Source organism: Bacillus sp. FSL W7-1354 (assembly GCF_038002405.1).
Taxonomy (GTDB): Bacteria; Bacillota; Bacilli; order Bacillales; family Bacillaceae; genus Bacillus; species Bacillus paralicheniformis.
In genome coordinates, this window is the sequence record NZ_JBBOCL010000001.1 from 1,600,940 (window position 1) to 1,622,555 (window position 21,616).

A 21,616-nucleotide genomic window follows, 5' to 3' on the forward strand; every position below is an offset into this window, starting at 1 on the left:
AAGGAAAAATAGATTAGACCCGGGCTTGAATCTCGCCGAAATCGTAGGTTAAAACGTCCGGCTGGCTGTCAGTGAATAATTGATGATGCCGGTGATCTTTTCAACGTGATGGTGCAAAAAGAAATGATTCCCCTCAAAGTAGTAGGCTGTAAAGTGTCCTGAAGTATGATGTTTCCAATCGGATACATCTTCCTTGCTCATAGCGTCTTCTTTTCCGTTGAGAACGGTAATGTCGCAATCTATTTTGCTGTTTCTTTCTTGATAGATATAGTTTTCTACCATTTTAAAGTCGCTTTTGAGAATGGGGATAAACAATTCAAATAGCTCTTCATGATTGATGAGCTCCTCAGGTGTTCCCCCGAGCTCGACAATTTTTTTCTTAAAAATAGGATTGGGCAAGGTATGCAGTTTTTCTTTCTTTCTGATCCTCTTTGGCGCTTTATAGCCCGAGAAAAAAATGTGAACCGGTTTTTCAGCCCCCGCCCCGCTCATTTGATAGTAAAGTTCATATGCCAAAAGGCTTCCCATGCTGTGCCCAAAAAGAGCGTAGTCGTCACCTTTTCGTTCAGCTTGAACCTGCTCAAAAATGTCTTGAACTGCTTCTTCAAGGCTTTCGTAACAAGGCTCGTTGAAACGCCGGCCCCTTCCCTTCAGCTGAATCGGACAAATCTCAATGTCGGGCTGCATATGGCCTTTCCAGGAATAAAATGCAGATTCGGATCCGCCGGCGTAAGGCAGGCAAAATAATTTCATTTCTATCATTCCCTTTCGTTGTAGATATTTTTTGGTGAATAAGCCGTTAATCGACAGATACGTCAGCCGTCCGATTCAGCGCTAAAAACTTCGGAAGGATAATCATGTAGAAAACGCCAACAGCAATCAGGCTTCCCCCGACTAGCCAATACAGGCTTTCAAGCGCGATCCATGCCGGGTAAAGCCACGCAATAAACAGAAGGGTCAGCGACTGTGAGAGCATCATAAGCGGATGAATCCATCCCTGCACCCTACCCATCATTTTCGGATTGACGATGTTTGGTATCCACCCTCCGATGGCAACGTTGATGCTTGGAAGCGAAACCGCGATAAAGCAGGAGCAGACCATATACAGCCACAAACTTTTAACCAGGGAGCCGGAAATCGTGGCACATCCGCAAACAATCAGCGCTAGGATCAAAAGTTGATAAAGCTTCAATTTTTGAGAAAGCAAGGATGCGGCGATGCTCCCCGCCAAAAACCCCGCACCGAAAACAATGCCGAGTACAATCGACATCTCTTCATAGTTTACAGGTGCAAGCTTGTATTTTAATATAAACACCTGCATGACCGAGAGCCCCCCATTGACAACTCCGAAAAGGACGAATCCGGACACGAGGGCAAGCAGCAATTTATGGTTGAGAATATAAGTAAAACCAAGTGTGAAATCTTTCCATATACCAGCGATATTCAGCTGTCTAATGGAATGTTTTCCATTTGGCATGCGGACGGCATCGGAAATCCGGCAGGCTTGAATTAAAAGCCCGCTCAGTGCGAAGCTGGCTGCATCAACCATAACGGCTCCTTCAACTCCAAGCGTCCAATAACAAAATACGCCAAGCCCGTTTCCGAACAGCATAAATAAACTGGCTACCATTTGATTCAATCCGACGGCCAGCGAATATTCGTTTTCAGATAATATTCCTTGAATAAGAGAAGTTTGGGCAGGGGTGAAAAAACTTTTAACGGCATTTCTTAAAAAAAGAACGGCAAATGTAAACGGCATCCATTCAAGATAGAGAGACAGCAGTAATACAATCGATAGTCCCATACAGATCCAATCGCAGTTTTTGGCGATTTTCTGCCGGTCAAACTTATCCGCGAAAACACCGACGAGGAAAAATACAGCCAATGTAGGCAATGACAGCATCAGCTCGGTCATTGTGGCATATGCAGGCTGATTGGAAAAACGGTCTAGCAGGTAAAACAAGAGGGCAGTGAGTCCGATGATCCCTCCCATTTGTGAGGTAAAGGATGCGAAGAACAGCAGCGCATAATTTTTATTTTGAAAAATAGAAAACATTTTTTTCATAGGCGCCTCCTAATTTGTATTGAGACAGACGGCTCCATTTGTTATTCTAAAAAAAGAACATCATTCTAATTTTCCGCCTCTTATCACGCTGATTTTCATTTTCAAAACTACACTTCTATCATTTAAAGTGTCACAGATTGAATTTCCCAATATAAAATCGCTGCTTCTCATAACGATTGCAGCCGTCTTTTTAACCCCCCGTTTCTTCTTTCAGATAGTATTCTCTAGCAAAGTGGAAGGGAAATCCTTGATCTCTACCCTTCAAATTTACAAAGAAGTAAATTTATGAAAAGTAATTCTAAGGTTATAGATTCGTCCTATTTCAACAATATCCTCTATCTTATATTCAATTTTTTAGAAAATGTCCTTTTTAAAAAACAATTACTATATTTAAAAAATAAAAAAACGCTTCCAATATGGAAGCCGAAAGACTCATCATACTGGAAGCTGTTTAGATGTTCATTTTTTTATGAAATTGTTATCCAGCACTTCGATCACCGAAGAAGTCGTTTTTGAACGGTCTTTTGTTTGCTGCACCAGTTTGATGATGTCTTTGTATGCCTGCTGCGCTCCGAGCACCAGCAAAGGAACCCCGATCGGATCGATTTTCAGCCTTCTTGAAAATAAACCGCCGAATGTCATCGCAATGGGCACAGTCGGAGACGTGTTTGAAAAAACGACTTTTTCCTGCAGTTTTCCGTTTTTTTCAAACAGCTCAAAAACGCCCAGCATGGCTGGAATGACCGCTTTTGATGATCCTCTGCCGATCGTGTACACCTGGTGGCCTTCTTCATCAAGACCGTGAAAGATTAATTTCCCCATTTCCTTCGGACTTAATTGATTAAAACAGTCGGTACTTAAAATTTCGTTTTTCGACGGTTTTCTGCTGAATGGGAGCTTTTTCAGATGATAAGCGGCGGCAAGTGCAGAAGAATGAGTGCCGCCGTAACAGTTGTATATATAGATCAACATACTCACCCTCTTAAATGTCTTTAGTTTTAATGTGACCCAAATATACAATCTTATTTATACCGCGTTTCCAAAACTTCTTTAACAGCTGAGACATACGTTTGGAACGTCTCATTTTTAGAACTTGCCCGCGTCCACAGGCCGAACTCCGAAAAAAAAGCCTCTCGTTGAGGCGTGCTGATTTCCAATTGAATGCTTTGACCTGTTTTGCATTGATTATTGATATTTTCGGGATTTCCCCCTGCAAGCCGGTGGCTTGGGCTGACCAGCTCCGCTGAAAAACCTTGGTTGTGCAGCGCTCTGACAATCGCTTTCGCCCCTCCGGTATCCGTTCCTCCCACAAGCGTATGTTCAACGATGTCATGATATCCATGAAAAGCCAGCGTATAGTTGTGCTCTTTGACCGCTTTGACGGCCTGCGGTTCATCAAAATGATTGCTTGTGATGTGAAGATCCCAGTTTTGCGAGGGTTTGATTCCTTCGAATAAGTAAGTGGAATAATCGGCGCTGAAGGCGCGGACAAGTTCACTGACACCTCCTTCGATTCCTCCGCCGTGCGGCGAAAGAATCAGCAGTTCGGTGCCCATGTCTGTATATTCGATTTGATAATCTTCTCCTTCTGTTTCATGTTCGGCAAGCTCGGCAAAATTGGCGTATTTGTCTGCAGATGAAGCGACGCTCTGCAGCGGAAATTGAAAGATGACCGTTAAGCAAATCCCCGTGACTAACCAGATGATGCAACGATTTTTCATCAATGGGTTCCATTCTTCCTGCACCGTTAAGAAACTCCTTTTATCGTGTATTTTGTTGCGAGTATCACGTGATATCATGTTTCGGCCGGGATGAGAGAATTTCAATAAATGGTAAAATATTACTCCTTTTCGTCACCCAGTTGCCATTTTATATAAGAAGAACAGCATAACGAAAGCGACCTTTACCTTATTTTTCATCAGCGGCCGGCACGTGTTCCCGGAAGCACGGAATCTTTCGGCATACAGTATTTTTATATCGATTGCCTCAGACGGGACAGGTGCCTTCAGATCAAGCAAAGCCTATAGAAGGAAGCACAGGTTCGGTGCAGCGGTTTGAAGAGGGACAAAGTCTCCCTGTCTTTATATGATATTTTGAGCCTCTCTGACAGGAGATCATCTAAAAAAATGCAAATAAAAAAGAAACGGACGATTCCGTTCCGAAGGAATTAAAAAAATAGAGGGCTATTCAAGAGACTAAACTGTTTGGGATCTTTATACATACCCCTTTACAAGATCTGGAGTCACGAAAATTCAACAAGATAGGAATAAAGAGGAGATCCGTGCACTCTTGATCGGGCCAACATAGACTATGCTGCAAGCAGCAAATGCGACTATGTTGTTTCTAATAAAAATGCTGTATGTGAAATCCTAAGAATTATATTAGCTGACATTATGTTAAAAGAAAGAGATCAGATCTTAACAATTGATCTCTTTCTTTGTAAACTTAACCTAAATCTATGCAAACTTTCCTGAAAGAACTTTTGATCTATAAGATCTAACAATGGGCTATTGTTTAGATGGCTAATCCCAGAGTTTAAATACTCATGATATATTGAAGGAGTATATTGGTTTTAATTCCTAATTGTGTTAAAACGCCTTGAGTTTTAATGGAAAGGGAAGTAAAATAAAAAATGGAAAAAGAGGAAGGAAAAAGGGAGGGGAATATGGAGAGATTCAAAGGGCTTATTGGGATTGGGTTAATAATTCTCGGTTTAATATTTGGAGTCAACACCTACCAATACCAAGCTGTGTTACCGCGGCCAATCTTACAACTTGGCCAGATGACTGAATTGTTGCATTGGCTTTTTGGATAATATCCTCTTTCACAATTTTCGGAATTAAGGATACAGAAGCTGGATCATATAAAGCTCCTGTTGCAGAATGTATAAGCATTAGAAATATAATAAACCACAAAGGAGAAAAGCCATTAAAATAACATATTGGAATGATTAGCATTATTGATGCTCTGGTCAAATCTGAGAAGAACATCCAGAACTTTAATGTAGCTGTTTTCATCAGTGGCGTGATGATCGGCCCCAAAATCGCTTGAGGAAGAAAGCTTACAGATATCAAAAAAGCAGTACCGATAGCCCCCTTGCCATCTAAAATTAAAAACCACAGAATAGTGCTAAACGCAAAACTGTCTGCGGTTATCTTCACCATTTTGGAGCCGAATAAAAAGGTGAAGTTTTTTTGCCACAAGCTGTTGCTTTTCTGCATATTTTTGTCCCCCTTACATCAATACCTCAATTTTACAGTTATTCATTTTAATACAATATCCATATATTTGTCATTAGTCAATCATGGTTTTGATTTGAAATAATTTCATATATGTCAAGATTGCTAGACATTTACCACATTCACTGAAATCGGATCAAGACTTTAATACTGACATATTTTCAAAATATTGATATTTAATTACCTATTTTAATCAAAAACTGTTTATTTTTGGAGTATTGTTTGTTAACCTTTAGGTAAAGGGGGTGGATATAGGGGCAAATTAATCAGAAGTATAGGTGATACGGTGTAGGTCATAATCCTTGGAAAAAAGCTTGAGAGGGAGAGGAAAAATGAGGAAATTGATCCTGTTTTTTGTTGCTGTTTTTGCTACAATTGGATTGACGATGCCAAGTCAAATATCGGCCGCAGAGGTCCACGCCAACGATACAGCGTTTAAATACACTATAGAGGACTATATCAATTACCTGGCCAACTATAGTGAAGAAGATGCCATAAATGGTGGAGTTTCACCAGAATATGTTTCTTCCGCAGTGTTTGATGCACAAAATGTATTAAACCAATTTAAGGCGATGCCGAAAGAAGGTCAACAGAAGTTTGTTGACAATCTTACCAAGTTTGACACAAATGCTTTAACTGTAAATACAGAAGTAAATGAAGAAGAGGATATTATTGCGAAACCTCAAGCAAATAAGTCAGTTTCTTACACAGATTCAGTTAAATTTTTTGGAGCACCTGTAACTACATATAGGGTCTCAGTAAACTATAGTGTTACTAAAGGTAAAGTGAAAAAAATTAACTCTAGTAGCGCTTATGTCGTTCGAAACTGGAATCCTGTCGTCAGAACAGAATTAAACCCAGGTGGCAAAAATGCTTGGGTAACAGGTGACAATAAGGCAGCTGTCACAGGAAGCTTCTTTTATCGGATTGGGCCACTTAAAGATTTTGCGGTGCAATTAGGGAATGTGCATCTTAAAGCTGTTGGCGACAAAAATGGAAAGAGGACTTACAAAAAAACCAGGCTTGATTAATCGGCGACTGTGAGGTGAAACCAATGTCCAAAAAAGCAAAAACCATCTTGTGGTCTATTCTGGCAGTAATGATTGTATTATTAGCGGTAGGGATAATCGCTTATTATCAAACTGCTGCTGCATAAAATGAATGGCAGAGGTGTTTCCACATCTCTGCTTTTTTGGCTACCTAAAACATGAGATACTCGCATCTCAAAGATGATTTAGTTTCCTTATCATCTGCAATTTTAAGGCAGCTTTCCAATACATCGCCTCCCCTTCTTTTATGCCCCCTTCCTTGCTCCTAATATAATATGGATATTTTACAAACATGCCATCACATAACAACCTCTTGTATTTTGACATTTTCTTTTCTCAAATAATCGTTTATTTTCTTTGGGAAAACAGTTCTTTTAATTTGAGCTGATAATGTTCCTCTATTTTCTTGTTGCCACTTGCTTCAGCTTTATAAATTCTTGTTCTATCGCATGGACACAGAGGCAATTATAATTTTTTCATGAATGGCATTTTCAAGTTCGAAATTACAGGCTCTCAAAATTATTCACCTCATTCCGAATGTAAGTTCTATTATGACTATCCAAAATGTAATCAAAAAAATTACACATAAAAAAAGCCCTTTTAAAAGGACTTCTCTTCGACCTTATGAGTCTTCAAAACATATCGACCACAATATGGATTTTTAACTTCTGGGTGATGCTTCATCAATCCCTGAAAAAAGTAGTCATGTTGTTAATGACAAGGCTAGTTGGTGGACAGCAATTTGGACAAGTAGATTTTTAATATCTTTAAAATTTCTTACAAATTTATCCTTCTTCAATACCCCTATTGATGTGCCCCATGATTCCACTTTGTTTTTGTTTTTTCTATTTATAGTGTATAAATAATAATTCTGCTGCTATTCTGTCAGATTCTCAATTCCAATCTCTTTTGCAATTTCAACAAATTCATCAGGACCACTGACACTTTCTAGCTTTCTCTTTAGTCTAGAAACCGTTCCTTTCAGAGACGATCATTTTTTATAGAAAGCGCTCCGGCCTGCTCGTTCAACCAGGGCTGGGAAGAGCTGATAGAGTTTGCTGACGCCGTTCATCCAGCCTGGAAGATTAATTTCTCGCTTGTTCGTCATCATTGCCGAGACGACTTTCTTAGCAACCTGATCCGGATCAAGCATCCATCTCTCGACGCTTTTGACATAATCCCCTCTTTTATCGGCCGTCTTAAAAAAGTCGGTTTGAATCGGTCCAGGATTGACCGTTGTCACGTTGACCCTCGTTTCGGCAAGCTCCATTCTCAAGCTGTTTGAATACCCGAGCACAGCATGCTTTGTTGCCGCATAAAGGCTTGACTTGGGCGTCGCTAATTTGCCCGCTTGCGAGGCGATGTTGATAATATGGCCTTTGTCTTGCCTGATCATATGCGGGAGTGCCATTTTCGTGCAGGCGATCAGACCGAATACGTTGACCTCAAACATCGCTTTCATATCTTCAAGGGAAGCGTCAAGCGCGTTTTCGAAAATACCGAATCCCGCGTTGTTCACAAGAATATCAACCGGACCGGCCTCTTGGAACGCCGCTTTTATGTCATCCGTCCGGCTGACGTCCAATGCGATTATGCGGCATTTTGCACCGGTTTCATCGGCGATGTTTTGCTTCAAAGCCATGAGGCGGTCTTTTCTGCGCGCAGCCAGAATGACCTCGGCTCCTTCCTTGGCGGCATGGTATGCGATCCGTTCCCCAAGTCCTCCTGAAGCCCCTGTAATCATCACGTTTTGCTCTTTCAACTTTTGCTGCATGTTCGTCACCTACTTTGCGTAATAGTACTCGATTCCATCGGCCGTTTCTGCACCGATCCTCCCTTGGGATTCCAAATCGTCAAGCTGCCCAATCGTTTCTGACATCGTTAAGAACAGCTCTTTTTCATAGACTGCAGGGAACAGTTTTTGACATATCTGATAAGGTGAATGCGGTTTTTCAGTAAGGATGCGGTACACCTCTTCGGCTCTGTTTCGCTGCTTTTCCAGCCTTTTGGCGACAAGCTCATTCACTTTTGTGATGTCCTCCCCGTGGCCGGGATAAATAATGTTGAGCGGAAGCTCCCGCAGCCTGCCGAGCGATTTCAAATAGTCCAGCAGCGGAGTCGGGCGCCTTTCTCCTTTTTGCGGCACTTCAAGAAGCGGATTTGAAGAAGACGGCTTTAACAGCAAGTCTCCTCCGAGCATGCTTCCAAGCTCCTCATGATAAAGGACAATATGTGAAGCGGCGTGTCCGGGCGTCTCAAGAACCCTCCACCCTTCAAGCCCGTCAATTTGCGCGCCTTCTGAAACGGTCTCTGTCAAAGTCCGATTACAGGAAAACCGGTACGACGCTTTTACCGTAAGCCCCGGCGGCTTCATATCGCCGGGAACGCCGAATCGCTGATACAGGTATGTAAAAAAGGCCTTTTGTTTTTCAATAAAATCGGGATTTTGGCTGATATACGGTTCATTGAACGGATGGCCGATGATGTTGACCCCTGCGGGGAATTCGTCCAGCAGTCCGGCGTGATCAGCGTGATGATGGGTCAGAACGACCTGGTCAATATCGTTTAATGACAGTCCCTGGCCGGCCAGCTCTTTCTTCAAAACGGCGGCCGCCTCCTTTGTGTTGGGCCCGGCATCGACCAGAGTCAGCGCCTCGCCTCTGACCAAATAAATGTTGACGTCTCCGACTGCAAACGGAGTCGGCAGTGAAATAGGAATGATTCTTGCGTCTTTCATCGTTTGATTCTCCTCATCCTGCGAATTGATGTTGATCATATTTTACCTTTTTCTCCCGCGCATGTCATTTTTGCTTCAAATGCCTGTTGACATTTCATCATTCCTCATAGCATAATGAACAACAAATATATGCAGGTAAATGATTGAAGACGCAATGAAGAGGAATAGTAAACAAGCAATGGTGAAAGAGAGTGAAATCCACGGCTGAAAGATTTCACAGCCCGCTTGCATGTTGAACCTGCCCTCAGAGCGCTTAGGCAAACCTAAACGTATCCCGCGTTACGGGGCAAGAGCTGAGCATTTATATGCTAATGAAGGTGGTACCGCGAAACCTTTTCGTCCTTTGTGAAGACGGAAAGGTTTTTTTGTTTTTTAGAAGGAGGAATTCATAATGAAACGAATGGGATTTATCGGAGCCGGTTCGATGGCTGAAGCGATGATTAAGGGGCTTGTCAAAAGCGGTGCGATGGAGCCGGAAGCGATATTCGTTACGAATCAGTCGAATACGGCCAGACTTCGTGAGTTAAGCGAGACATACGGGGTGTGCGGAGAAGCCGATACGGCAAAAGTCGCCGCCCGTTCGGATACACTCGTTTTGGCGATGAAGCCGAAGGACGCGGCGGCCGGAATGGCCGCACTCCGCCCCTATTTGCGAAAAGATCAGCTGCTGATTTCAGTCCTTGCAGGCATTCCGATTCGCACGATCCAGCACTACGCCGGGCTTGATCTGCCAGTTGTAAGGGCCATGCCGAATACATCGGCCTCCATTCAAAAATCAGCCACAGCCTTTGCGGCAAGCCCGCTCGTGACGAAAGAGCAGATGCGGGAAGCAGCTGACCTCTTTGCGACAATCGGAAGCGTTGCAATCGTTGAGGAATCTGCCCTTGATGCGGTGACAGCAGTAGCCGGAAGCGGCCCCGCTTTTGTTTATCGATTTGTCGAAGCCCTGCTGGCGTCAGCTGCGGAATTGGGACTTCCTGAAGAAACGGCGAAACAGCTGATTATCGATATGATGTCAGGTGCAGCTCAAATGCTTGAAACCGGCAGGAACCCTTCTGTCATGAGAAAAGAGATTACAAGCGCCGGAGGGACAACAGAAGCAGGCCTTCGGGTGCTTGACGACCAACAATTTGAACAGATCGTCATATCCTGCGTCAAAGAAGCGGCGAATCGTTCTGCGGAAATCAGGGATATGTTTGCGGCCAAAATTTAAAAAAATCGGGAGACAGCGTTTCGCTTGTTCCCGATTTTTCCCCAAGCGGCCCCGTCCGTATACTTAGAGAAGCTTGTGTATCGCCAGCCGAAGGATATCGGGCAGCTTTCCGAATGAAAACGGCACATGGAGGCGTTCCGTCCATTTATGAGGGTCTTTGCCGGCCGGCCCGATATTGATGACCGGCACAAACAGTGCGTTTTCTCGTCCTTTAGGCAATGAATAGCCGTGTTGAAACAGCGGCATATTGGATGTGAACGCATCGACAGACTGCTTTTGCAGCTGAAGGTAGCTTAAATCGGACAGGCCGGGAAAATATTGGACTTCTGTAAATTCAATACCGTACCTGTCGGCCGCATACTGTTTCACATCTTTCATCACCTTTCGGATCAAAGGATCGTCCTTTGAAGAAACAGCCGGATAAAACGGCGGACTGTAAAACAGAACGATCATCGGAGCATCTTCTTTGCAGAGCGAAGCCAATTCAGACACGATTTTCGTTGAAAAATCGCGGTCTCCAAGCTTCCCCCTGTTGGCAAATGCAAAGTTGAGTATGCGCTCCGCCTCGGACTTCCCGGCCTTTTCCTTTGCTTTGTTCCACAGCTCCTCAAACGTCAGCACGGAAACGGTCGGATTCATTGGCGTGAATGCTTCAAATCGCTGATATTCGGCCGTTTTACGCTCAATATTTGTTTGAATATTGGCGGCCGCTTCCTTGGCTGTGTCAAGCAGCATGTGATGGAGCTCGGCGGCGGAACGCTCCATCATCAGCACATTAAAGAGCGACACCGCTGCGTGAGGAGTCTGAACCGAGTACGCTTCCTTCAAATCTTTTTGCATCAGATTGGCCGGGGGAGGCGTCACTTCTCCATCCGCTTCTTCGCAATAGTCAACGTTTAATTCGAGCAGCCTGTTGATTTCGGACACCATTAAATTCGCATTCACCCCTGCAAACGGCTCGCCGACATGCGTCTCAATCCCTTTGCAGAAAAATCCGGCAAGCGCTTTGCCGATGCTGCCTGAATAGACGTATTGCTTCTGATCTCCCGGATGTTTTTCAAACATCGGCTCACAATTTAAGCATGATGTATAATGAAGGCCAAATTCCTCTTCTAAAGCTTTCAGTGCGGGTACGGCTTCAAGCATCCCCTGTGAGTTGACTTCTTCGTCCGGAACCGTAATTAATAGAAGGTTTCCGTCAAATTCTCCGTTCATCGCCCGTTCCAGCATCGAAAATTGAACAGCAAGACCCGCTTTCATGTCCATGCTTCCCCTTCCAAACAGCCACTCGCCGCTTTCCAAGTCTCTTCTGACCCGTTCAGGCAAAAGTTCTTTTTTATCATTTAATACATCCATGAGTTCTGGGACTTTGCATGCCGTATGTTTGAATTCGCCGTAGTCTGCCGTATCGACCACGTCAAAATGGCTCAAGAGGAGCACCGTATTTGATTTCTCTTCCTTTTTGACGAGGGCGGTTAGAAAATAACGCCCGTCTTCCATCGGGTGAAGCTTTAAATATTCAGGATTCTTTTGAAAGTACGAACGGTCTTTTAATAAATCATGCATATACTTCGCAAGCGCCACTTCTCCGGCCGTGCCTGAGATGCTTTCGTATTGAACTAGAGAAATGAGCAGCTGTTTCAGTTCTTCCACTGTCTGCCACTTCACAAAGCAAACCCCCTCTTTCGCTGTTTTCCGCAGGTGTATGCAAATATCGTATTTAGTAAAAAATAGAATGTGAACAACTTTATTGTACTGAACATTCTTACATATGGAAATGACTTGAGCAGTTTATATGACGTGAATGGGCAGAATTGGTATAATCGAGGCGAAAACTTACGGGAGGCGAAAAAATTTGAGTAATCGAAAACTGTTCACACCATGGAGTTTAAAAGGAGTTACACTAAAAAACCGGATTGTCATGTCGCCGATGTGCATGTATTCCTCCCATGAAAAGGATGGAAAAGTGCAGCCGTTCCACATGACCCACTACATCTCCCGCGCCGTCGGACAAGTCGGACTGATCATGGTAGAAGCTACCGCCGTCACCCCAGAGGGCAGAATCTCCGATCAGGATCTTGGTATATGGGATGACGCGCATATTGACGGACTTGCCGCATTAACGTCACAAATCAAGCCGTACGGCAGCAAAACGGCGATTCAGCTGGCACACGCCGGAAGAAAAGCCGAGGTCGAAGGTACAATCTACGGGCCTTCAGCTCTTCCTTTCGACGAAAATTCGCGAACACCTATTGAAATGACAAAAGAAGACATAAAAGAAACCGTTCAGGCTTTCAAAAAAGGAGCTGAACGCGCGAAAGCCGCCGGCTTTGACATCATTGAGATTCATGGGGCCCACGGATATTTGATCAACGAATTTTTATCACCGCTTTCCAACAAACGCGAGGATGAATATGGAGGATCACCGGAAAACCGCTACAGGCTGCTTCGCGAAGTCATCGACGCTGTAAAAGAAGTCTGGGACGGGCCATTGTTCGTACGCGTTTCAGCTTCAGACTACAAAACAAAAGGCCTTGATGTCGCCGATTATGTCGGTTTCGCCAAATGGATGAAAGAACAGGGCGTTGATTTGATCGATGTCAGCTCCGGTGCAGTAGTGCCTGCCGACATCAACGTCTTCCCGGGCTATCAAGTCGGCTTCGCCGATACAATTCGCGCCCAAGCCGAAATCCAGACAGGTGCAGTCGGGTTGATCACAAGCGGCCTTCAAGCTGAGGAAATCCTCCAAAATGGACGCGCAGATCTCATTTTCGTTGCGCGAGAGCTGCTGAGAGATCCATACTGGCCGAAAACCGCTGCCAAACAGCTGAACACAAAAATTGAAGGACCTGTTCAGTACGACAGAGCCTGGTAAGTTGCTGATATCCCGCCTCAAGGCGGGATATTTCTTTTTTTCAAACTCGTGAGAAACGAACATCCTTGTTCGTGCGTCTTTCCTAATAGAACACCATATACAGAGAGAGGATGACCTCTATGACCATAACGGAAAGAATATATACAGTTGAAGGATGCATGTTTTACACAAAGCAGAGAAAAGGAAAAAAGAACGCAACCATTATTTTTGAAGCGGGCTACGGTTCTTCTTCAAAGACTTGGCAGCCCATTTTACCCGATATAGACGAAGATCTCGGCTTGTTTGCATACGACCGTGCAGGCCTTGGCAACAGCGGGCCGAGCAGCAGCAAAAGAACAGCGGATCAGATGGTGAAGGAACTAAAAGCGCTGCTTGCAGCAGCAGGCGTCAAACCGCCATACCTGTTTGTTGCCCATTCGTTCGGCGCCGTCATTGCAAGGTTGTTTGCAAGCCGGTACAGCGATGAAGTCATCGGCATGGTGCTGCTTGATCCCGCTTGTGAAGATCAGGAGGAAACAGTGCTGCCTCTTCTTCCGGAAACATTAAAAGAAGACTACAGCAAACAGTTTTCGATCGAAGGGTCCCATAAGGACTTTCAACAAAGCCTGGACATTCTGAAGCAGGAAAAGAAACACCTCGGTTCGGTTCCTTTGCTCGTCCTTTCGGCTGGAAAAAGAACGGAGGCGGCGAAACAGGCTCATCACGAGTGGCTGAAGCTTCACAGCAGACTGCTGTCTCTTTCGCATCAAAGCGGCTGGATTCAAGCGAAAAACAGTTCGCATTTGATCCATCATGATGAGCCCCACATCGTCCAGCTTGCGATCTATGATGTGTGGTATGCCGCACAGCAGCAAACATACGCTTATCAAGCCGCCAATTAAACAAAAAAACCAGCAGACATTCTGCTGGTTTTTTGTTATTTTGTTTCTCGGTGTATCGTGTGCCTTTTCAGACGCGGAGAATATTTTTTCAATTCCAGGCGATCCGGATTTGTACGTTTGTTTTTTGTCGTAATATAATTGCGGTCCCCTGTTTCAGTACACGCCAATGTAATTTTGACTCTCATGTTGTCCTCCTTATCAAAACGTAATGATTACGCTTTATTATACACCATTTTAAAACCGTGTCAACAAAAAAAGCTTCCCGTCCCGCATTGCCGGAACAAAGAAGCTTCGAATGCCAATTAAGTTCTTTTGATCTCATGCTCATAAAAGTCAAAAGCTGCCACGGTATCAGGAAAGATCGCTTTCGCTTCATTGACCAGTTCAAGCACGTTTTCCCCCTGGTATCTTGCACTGATATGGGTTAAAATCAGTTCTTTTGCGCAGGACTCCCGCGCTGTTTCCGCCGCTTGTTCTGAAGTGCTGTGATAATAGTCTCCGGCAAGCTCCCTGTCGCCTTTCGCAAATGTTGCTTCATGGATGAGGACATCGGCTTTTTCGGCAAGCTTCTTCACATTCTCGCATGGCCTCGTATCTCCGGAAAAAGCGACAATCCGCCCTTTTTTCGGCGGTCCGATAAAGTCTGCACCGCGAATCTTCCGGCCATCTTCCAATGTGACCGTCTCCCCGTTTTTCAGCTTTTGATAAACAGGGCCAGGCGAGACTCCGGTCTGTTTCAGCGCTTCGGCGTCAAGTGCGCCTGGAACATCTTTTTCCTGCACGCGGTATCCAAAAGCGGGGATGCCGTGAGATACGCTTCTCGCCGTCACGATAAACTGGTCATCTTCAAAGACTGTCCCTTCTTCAATCTCCTTAATCACAAGCGGATATGTGACATGCGTCCCCGATACGTCAAGCGCCGTTTCAAGAAACGTTTTGATTCCTTGCGGTCCGTACACGGTCAGCGGACCTTCTCCTCCCTGGAAAGAGCGGCTGCTGACAAGACCCGGAAGCCCGTATACATGATCGCCGTGAAGATGGGTAATAAAAATCTTTTCAATTTTTCTGGGCTTGATCGATGTATGTAAAATTTGATGCTGTGTGGCCTCCCCGCAGTCAAACAGCCAAACAGACCGCCTTTCTTCTAAAAGCTTCAATGCAACGGATGTGACATTCCTCGTTTTTGCGGGGATGCCTGCTCCCGTTCCTAAAAATAATAACTCCAATATCCTTTCCTCCTGCTAAAAACTTCATCTATCACAAGCATACAGGAAGTCTGAGAAAAAAGAAACGCCGGCTTCACGCCATGCTATGCAACTAAATACCCTGCCCGTTTTCAGTAAACTTTTCATACGATTCGATCTCAAATGTTTGCTTTAAGGGATTATTAGCTTTAAAATGAAGAAAATAAACTTAGCTTCGAATAAAGTGAGGTACGTTTAATTGAAAAAAGATCAAATGGAACCAAAAGCAGTTATCGTAATATTTGGCGCAACAGGGGATTTGGCAAAACGAAAACTATATCCTTCTATCCACAGGCTCTACGAAAACGGACAAATCGGGAATGAATTCGCGGTTGTCGGAGTCGGCAGACGCCCTTGGACAAATGAAGACTTTCGCAGTACTGTACAGCAATCGGTTTCGAAGTTTCCGTTAAACGAAAAGGATGTAGACGAGTTTACATCTCACTTCTACTATCATCCTTTTGATGTTACAAATTCCGGCTCATACCGGGAATTGAACGAACTTTTAGAGAAGCTGGAAAGTACATATGATATTCCGAATAACCGGATGTTTTACTTAGCGATGGCTCCTGAATTTTTCGGAACGATTGCAAAGTTCCTAAAATCAGAGGGTGTCACTTCAACAACAGGCTGGTCAAGGCTCGTGATCGAGAAGCCTTTCGGACATGATCTGCCGAGCGCAAAATCCTTGAATCAGGAAATTCGTGAAGCCTTTACAGAAGATCAAATCTATCGGATTGACCATTATCTAGGAAAGCAAATGGTGCAGAACATCGAAGTCATCCGCTTTGCCAACGCGATTTTTGAGCCGCTTTGGACAAACAGATACATCTCGAATATTCAAATCACGTCAAGTGAAGATTTGGGTGTGGAAGACAGAGCGAGATATTATGAAAAATCCGGTGCGCTTCGAGACATGGTTCAAAACCACATTCTTCAAATGGTGGCGCTGCTTGCGATGGAACCGCCGATCAAGCTGAACACGGAAGAGATCCGCAGCGAAAAAGTGAAGGTGCTCAGAGCCCTTCGTCCGATTCGAAAAGACGAAGTCGATCAGTTTTTTGTGCGCGGCCAGTATGACGCGGGTGTCGTTGACGAAAAACAGGTTCCGGCTTATCGCGATGAGCAAAATGTAGCAAAAGAGTCGAATACGGAAACGTTCGTTGCCGGCAAACTGCTGATCGACAACTTCAGATGGGCCGGTGTGCCGTTCTACATCCGGACAGGGAAACGGATGCAGAAAAAATCAACGCAGATTGTCGTCCAATTTAAAGACATTCCGATGAATCTTTATTACGGAAACGGCAACACGATGCATCCTAACCTGCTGGTGATCCATATTCAACCTGATGAAGGCATCACCCTTCATTTAAACGCAAGGAAGCTTGGAGGCGGCACTTTTGCCCAGCCGATCAAGCTCGACTACTGCCATAACTGCGGGGACGGCATCAACACGCCTGAAGCTTATGAAAAGCTGATTTTGGACTGTTTGCACGGAGACGCGACAAACTTTGCCCACTGGGATGAAGTTGCGCTTTCCTGGAGTTTTGTTGATGCGATTTCTCAAAACTGGGAGGAAAACAAAACCCTTTCCCCTAACTATGAGGCGGGCTCTATGGGACCGAAAGCTTCTGATGACCTGCTCGCAAAAGACGGCTTTCATTGGTGGCCGCTTTAATAAAAAACAGCCTTCACATTGAAGGCTGTTTTTTTATTTATGCTTTTAAGGCCTGCATTTCTTCTGGATGGCTTTTGTCCCGCTTCCACATCAGCTGAAGAACGAACAACAGAAGGAATATGCCGAGACCGATTATGTCGGAATAGCCCTCCGGATAAATCAGCAGAAGACCGCTGGCAGCCGCCATTATTCTTTCAAACCAGAACACTTTTCTCATCCAGAATCCAATCATGCCCGCACCGATGGCGATCATTCCGGACAATGCGGTAAAGATCACCCAGAGAATTTCATACCAATGCGCGTCAATCATGAGAAGCTCCGGAGACAGGACGAATACATACGGGATGATAAAAGCGGCAATCGCAAGCTTTGCTGAATTGATCCCCGTTCTGATCGGCTCTCCTCCCGCAACACCGGCGGCGGCAAATGCAGCCAAAGCAACGGGCGGTGTAATGTCAGCTACGATGCCGAAATAAAACACGAACAAGTGGGCCGACAGATCAGGAACATTCAGCAAAATCAAGGCTGGTGCAGCAATCGTCGACGTAATCACATAGTTCGCCGTCGTCGGCGATCCCATTCCGAGAACAAGAGCGGCGATCATTGTCAAAAAGAGCGAAGGCAGCAATGCACCTCCTGCCAAATCGAGCAGACCGTTTGCAAGTTTAAGGCCGAGGCCCGTCTTTGTGACGACTCCGACGATGATGCCGGCGGCAGCCGTTGCCGCCGCAACGGAAAGTGCCATTCTCGCTCCTTCCGCGAGAGCCAGCACAATCCCTTTAAGGCCCATTCGCGTTTCCCTGTTGAACAAACCGACCAGGATCGCCAGAACGATCGAATACAAAGCGGCATGCATGACTGTAATGCCCGACATTAACAAAACGACGACCGAAACGATCGGAAGCAGCAAATAAATCTTTTTGAATACTTCCTTGCGGTTCGGCATTTCTTCTTTCGTTAAACCGCGCAAGCCGAGGCGCTTCGCTTCAAAGTGGGTCATAATCCAGATGCCCGTAAAGTACAAAACAGCCGGGATCATCGCGGCTTTCGCGATATCCCAGTACGTAATGCCTCCGCCGATGAACTCAACCATTAAAAAGGCGGCGGCTCCCATGATGGGAGGCATCAGCTGTCCGCCGGTAGATGCGGAAGCTTCGACTGCACCGGCAAATTCTTTTTTATAGCCCAGTTTTTTCATCATCGGAATCGTAAACGATCCGGAAGTGACGACATTGGCGACAGAGCTTCCGCTGATCGTTCCCTGAAGCGCGCTTGAAAAAATCGCGACTTTTGCCGGTCCGCCAGTGCTTCGTCCGGCGATCGCCACAGCAAGGTCATTAAAATACTGCCCCACACCGGTTCTGACAAGAAATGAACCGAACAGGATGAACAGGAAGATGAATGTCGAAGACACAGCGAGCGGCGTGCCCAAAATTCCTTCCGTCGTAAAATACATCGTCTGAACGAGCCTTTCCAGCGTCAGGCCGTTGTGAGACAAAAAGCCCGGCAGATACGAGCCGTAAAGGCCGTACAAAAGAAACAGGCCGGCGATGATCGTAATCGGCAGCCCGACAGCACGTCTTGTCGCTTCCAATACGAGCAGGACGGCCAACAGTCCGACATAAAAGTCCGTTTCCGTGATCAATCCGATCCCGCCTACAATCGTTTCATAATTGGCAACCCAATAAGCGCCGACGCCCGCTCCTAATACGGCTAAGATTGCGTCATACCAGGCGACTTTGAATTTGCCGGTCTTCCGTAAACCTTTTGTCGCCGGAAACAATAAAAAAATCAGACCGAGCGCAAATCCTAAATGAACCGACCTTTGAATTTGAGCCGGAAAAACGCCAAAAATGGCTGTGTATAATTGAAACAAAGAAAAAGCGAGCAGGCCGACAAATGCAATGACCCCCGTCAACCCTTTGAGCTTTCTCGTCCCCGCTTCAGGATCGTATTTCTCCAGCAGTTCCTGCTGATCTTTTTCCGAAAGCTGCTCAGTCATTGATCTTCACTCCCCTCAGTTGTTGCAAGACATTTAGTTTTCGGACACTCATCCTTGTCCATGTGCCGGGGCGGATGTACCGCTTTAACTCATGTTCAGCGCCTGAATACTTGATCCTGTGATTCGCCCTCACCCTTCCGATCCGCATGTCAATGTACGGAAAGGTCCTCTTCATATCCGAAATGGTATAGACACCGTTATTGATGACGAGCCTTTCACCTTGCTCCGCGTTTGCCGGCATCCCGACGGCCGGATCATGATAGGTCAGAGCGGTCTGCCGAATCATTCTTTTTTCCCACACATACGATTCGATCACTTCTGTCCGATGGATGGAATGCGTATAGATCACATCAAAGCTTTTCTCCTTTTGGAGGGGAAGAAAAGCAATGATCTCGCCGCTGTCCTCTTTCTCGAACACGACAGCGGTCTGATAAGGAATCAGGCATGCCGCTGCAAAAGCGGCAATGATCAGCGCCGGCACAAGCCGTTTTACAATTTTAAATTTCCCCATTTTTCCAAATCCCCTGCCGAATAGAAAAACGATAGACCGATGTTTCATTGCAACGGTCTATCGATTGTCCGGGCTTGTTCATCGCTTATCTGCCTGCGGCTTTACGATTTTTCTATCCCTTTTTCTTTGAAATATTTAGCCGCTCCAGGATGAATTTCAATATCGCCCAATCCTTCAAGCGCGGTTTCAGGCTTGATAAATTCGCCTTTGGCATGATTGATTTTATCGGCTTCAAACAGCGCTTTCGTCATTTTATAGACGGTGTCCTCATCCATCTTGTCGGATGCGACGAGCATCGCTTTGACAGCGACCGTGTTCACATCGCTCCCGATGCCGTAGGTGCCTTTTTTGATCGTATCCTCAGCATAGAACGGATACTTTTCAATCAGCTTTTCCTGCTTATCTTTTTCAATATTTAAAATTTTTATTTTATTTTGCGCAGAAAGCCCTTCGACAGCCCCGGTAGGCGTTCCAGCCGTGATGAAGGCGGCATCGATCGCGCCTGACTGAATGCCGTCGGTCGACTCTTCAAAAGACAGGTTTTGCGGTTTGATGTCGTCAAAAGACATCCCGTGAACCTCCAAAATCTGCTTGGCATTAATGTTGACCCCTGCACCCGCAGCACCCACGGAAACCGTTTTGCCTTTTAAATCTTCAATCGAATTGATTCCGCTTTTTTCCGTTGTTACAATCTGTACAGTTTCAGGATACAGGGCGGCAATCGCCTTGATTCCTTCAATTTTTTCTTTAAACATTTCTTTGCCTTCTATGGCATAAGTGGCAATGTCCGTCTGAGAAAAAGCGACCTCAGCTTCCCTTTTTTGCAGAGTTGCCATGTTTTCAGCAGAAGCACCTGTAGTCTGCGTCGTAAATTTGTCTCCTGTTGCATCCTCCCAAAGGTTTGCAAATTGACCGCCGAGCGGATAATATGTACCGCCGGTTCCCCCTGTCAGCAGACTGTAGCTTTCTGATCCTTTTGACGCAGATCCGCCGTCCTTATTTCCTGATGCATTGCCGCTTCCGCACGCTGCCAATCCCATGACAAGCGTCAGCAGCAATACAATCCATGATAAGCTTTTCCACTTTTTCATTCATTCTCCCCCTTTGCTTGTTGGACAAATAACAATCCTATCGTACCACGAAAAATGTATTAGTTGTCAATATATTGTTTTATTTCTAATTATTTAGTTAATTTTATGAGCAGCTGGTTCTGAATATGCGCACGGCCTCGGAAATTCCCGTCCGCTAAAGCGATGGTAGCCCACGATCCCCTCGGAGGACAAGCGTGCTGGAAGATTGCATGACAAAACAAAAAACCCGCGGTTATGCAGGTTTTTCATTTCCGAACATGGACGCTGGAAAACACAAACTTGTCGTAGCGATGCCTTGCAAAAGAATATTCAAACGGTTCTCCCGTATTTAAAAAAGCGACCTGTTCAACTTCAAGAACCGGATCGTCAGGGGCGCATTCCAAGTACTCTCGGTCGAGCGCATTCGACTTATCCGCCCTGATCTTCCGGTGCGAGCCGGCGATTGTCAGTTTCAGCGTCTCGGTGATGTGCCGGTAAACGGAGCCGTGAAGAACGTCTTCATTTAATTCAGAGATGACATTCGAAGGCATATACGTTTCTTCAATGACATACGGTTCGCCTTCAACCTTTCTGAGCCTGATGATATGATACACCGGAACGGTCTTTTCGATTGACAATTGCTTAGCCACTTCATCTGAAGGGAATTCGACATCAAATTGAATGATGCGGCTTTCGATTTGTTTATTGGCGAGAAGCTTGGTCAGCCCGAGGTTTTCGCGGTCTGTCACACTGACGGGAAGCTGCTGAATCGATGATTTTACTATGAAGGTGCCGTGTCCGCGCTTGCGGTACAGCATGCCTTCTGACACGAGAATATCGAGGGCTCTTTTCATCGTCATTCTGCTGCAGGAAAATTCTTTGGCGAGAGAAAGCTCATCAGGTATGGGCTGATCAATCGGATAGTATTCTTCCTGAATCCGCCTCCTCATTTCGTTTGAAATATATTCGTATTTTCTCATGTTTTAACCACCATTACTAAGGATTCTGTATGCTTGTAACACCTTCCTTATCATTATATCGGTTTTGAAGCG

At 45.3% G+C, this 21,616-nt stretch carries 18 protein-coding genes, 1 pseudogene and 1 other annotated feature; of the genes and pseudogenes, 5 read left to right on the plus strand and 14 right to left on the minus strand.

What is annotated here, in order from left to right:
* Positions 1-48: 48 nt before the first annotated feature.
* The 5 genes and pseudogenes from MKZ04_RS08050 to MKZ04_RS08070 all read right to left on the minus strand — a co-directional run.
* The gene (locus MKZ04_RS08050; protein WP_095291179.1) at positions 49-753 is read right to left on the minus strand and encodes a thioesterase II family protein; all 705 of its coding nucleotides are present in this window, start codon (positions 751-753) and stop codon (positions 49-51) included.
* A gap of 46 nt (positions 754-799) precedes the next feature.
* Positions 800-2,065 (minus strand): MFS transporter, encoded by a 1,266-nt coding sequence (locus tag MKZ04_RS08055; protein ID WP_095291177.1) that lies wholly within the window; start codon positions 2,063-2,065, stop codon positions 800-802.
* Between the two features lie 459 nt (positions 2,066-2,524).
* Entirely contained in the window at positions 2,525-3,034 is a 510-nt protein-coding gene (locus tag MKZ04_RS08060; protein ID WP_023855132.1) for a DUF3189 family protein, read from the minus strand.
* Between the two features lie 53 nt (positions 3,035-3,087).
* Complete coding sequence (locus MKZ04_RS08065) at positions 3,088-3,810, minus strand: poly-gamma-glutamate hydrolase family protein (protein ID WP_026579336.1); 723 nt, start codon at positions 3,808-3,810, stop codon at positions 3,088-3,090.
* Positions 3,811-4,803: 993 nt separating this feature from the next.
* Positions 4,804-5,286 (minus strand): annotated as a pseudogene (locus MKZ04_RS08070) (MFS transporter); the annotation flags it as partial.
* A 350-nt stretch (positions 5,287-5,636) separates the two neighbouring features.
* Between MKZ04_RS08070 and MKZ04_RS08075 the strand changes: the two are divergent.
* On the plus strand, positions 5,637-6,335 hold the full coding sequence (locus MKZ04_RS08075) for a hypothetical protein (protein ID WP_095291176.1): 699 nt from the start codon (positions 5,637-5,639) through the stop codon (positions 6,333-6,335).
* A gap of 1,009 nt (positions 6,336-7,344) precedes the next feature.
* Here the strand turns inward: MKZ04_RS08075 and MKZ04_RS08080 are convergent.
* A complete protein-coding gene (locus MKZ04_RS08080) occupies positions 7,345-8,127 on the minus strand; it encodes an SDR family NAD(P)-dependent oxidoreductase (protein ID WP_025811193.1) in 783 nt (260 codons plus the stop codon).
* Between the two features lie 9 nt (positions 8,128-8,136).
* The gene (locus MKZ04_RS08085) at positions 8,137-9,090 is read right to left on the minus strand and encodes an MBL fold metallo-hydrolase (protein WP_023855135.1); all 954 of its coding nucleotides are present in this window, start codon (positions 9,088-9,090) and stop codon (positions 8,137-8,139) included.
* A 145-nt stretch (positions 9,091-9,235) separates the two neighbouring features.
* Positions 9,236-9,437 (plus strand) — a binding site (T-box leader).
* A gap of 44 nt (positions 9,438-9,481) precedes the next feature.
* Between MKZ04_RS08085 and proC the strand changes: the two genes are divergently transcribed.
* The gene (gene proC, locus MKZ04_RS08090; protein WP_023855136.1) at positions 9,482-10,303 is read left to right on the plus strand and encodes a pyrroline-5-carboxylate reductase; all 822 of its coding nucleotides are present in this window, start codon (positions 9,482-9,484) and stop codon (positions 10,301-10,303) included.
* 63 nt (positions 10,304-10,366) lie between these two features.
* Here the strand turns inward: proC and MKZ04_RS08095 are convergent, their stop codons facing one another.
* Complete coding sequence (locus MKZ04_RS08095; RefSeq protein WP_023855137.1) at positions 10,367-11,971, minus strand: M20/M25/M40 family metallo-hydrolase; 1,605 nt, start codon at positions 11,969-11,971, stop codon at positions 10,367-10,369.
* Positions 11,972-12,107: 136 nt separating this feature from the next.
* On the opposite strand from MKZ04_RS08095, the gene namA reads away from it, so the two are divergent.
* Positions 12,108-13,178 (plus strand): NADPH dehydrogenase NamA, encoded by a 1,071-nt coding sequence (namA, locus tag MKZ04_RS08100; protein ID WP_095291163.1) that lies wholly within the window; start codon positions 12,108-12,110, stop codon positions 13,176-13,178.
* Between the two features lie 119 nt (positions 13,179-13,297).
* Entirely contained in the window at positions 13,298-14,059 is a 762-nt protein-coding gene (locus MKZ04_RS08105) for an alpha/beta fold hydrolase (protein ID WP_003183269.1), read from the plus strand.
* Between the two features lie 35 nt (positions 14,060-14,094).
* Here MKZ04_RS08105 and rpmG read toward each other — a convergent pair whose 3' ends face one another.
* Together rpmG and rnz are read right to left on the minus strand one after the other, a co-directional pair.
* Positions 14,095-14,244, minus strand: a complete 150-nt coding sequence (rpmG, locus tag MKZ04_RS08110; protein ID WP_003183271.1) for a 50S ribosomal protein L33 — start codon at positions 14,242-14,244, stop codon at positions 14,095-14,097.
* A 117-nt stretch (positions 14,245-14,361) separates the two neighbouring features.
* Positions 14,362-15,285 carry a ribonuclease Z gene (rnz, locus tag MKZ04_RS08115; RefSeq protein WP_023855140.1) on the minus strand — a complete coding sequence of 308 codons (924 nt, stop codon included), beginning with the start codon at positions 15,283-15,285 and terminating at the stop codon, positions 14,362-14,364.
* A 232-nt stretch (positions 15,286-15,517) separates the two neighbouring features.
* Here rnz and zwf point away from each other — a divergent pair, with 232 nt between their 5' ends.
* On the plus strand, positions 15,518-16,981 hold the full coding sequence (gene zwf, locus MKZ04_RS08120; protein WP_031304722.1) for a glucose-6-phosphate dehydrogenase: 1,464 nt from the start codon (positions 15,518-15,520) through the stop codon (positions 16,979-16,981).
* 37 nt (positions 16,982-17,018) lie between these two features.
* Here zwf and MKZ04_RS08125 read toward each other — a convergent pair whose 3' ends face one another.
* From MKZ04_RS08125 to MKZ04_RS08140, 4 genes are all read right to left on the minus strand, one after another.
* Positions 17,019-18,983: a TRAP transporter permease gene (locus MKZ04_RS08125; RefSeq protein WP_023855141.1), complete on the minus strand. Its 1,965-nt coding sequence runs from the start codon at positions 18,981-18,983 to the stop codon at positions 17,019-17,021.
* Positions 18,976-19,494 (minus strand): DUF1850 domain-containing protein, encoded by a 519-nt coding sequence (locus tag MKZ04_RS08130; protein WP_020452093.1) that lies wholly within the window; start codon positions 19,492-19,494, stop codon positions 18,976-18,978. The genes MKZ04_RS08125 and MKZ04_RS08130 overlap by 8 nt, the downstream gene beginning before the upstream one ends.
* Before the next feature lie 101 nt (positions 19,495-19,595).
* Positions 19,596-20,585 carry a TAXI family TRAP transporter solute-binding subunit gene (locus MKZ04_RS08135; protein WP_341045671.1) on the minus strand — a complete coding sequence of 330 codons (990 nt, stop codon included), beginning with the start codon at positions 20,583-20,585 and terminating at the stop codon, positions 19,596-19,598.
* A 245-nt stretch (positions 20,586-20,830) separates the two neighbouring features.
* A complete protein-coding gene (locus MKZ04_RS08140) occupies positions 20,831-21,544 on the minus strand; it encodes a GntR family transcriptional regulator (RefSeq protein WP_020452095.1) in 714 nt (237 codons plus the stop codon).
* Positions 21,545-21,616: the final 72 nt, after the last annotated feature.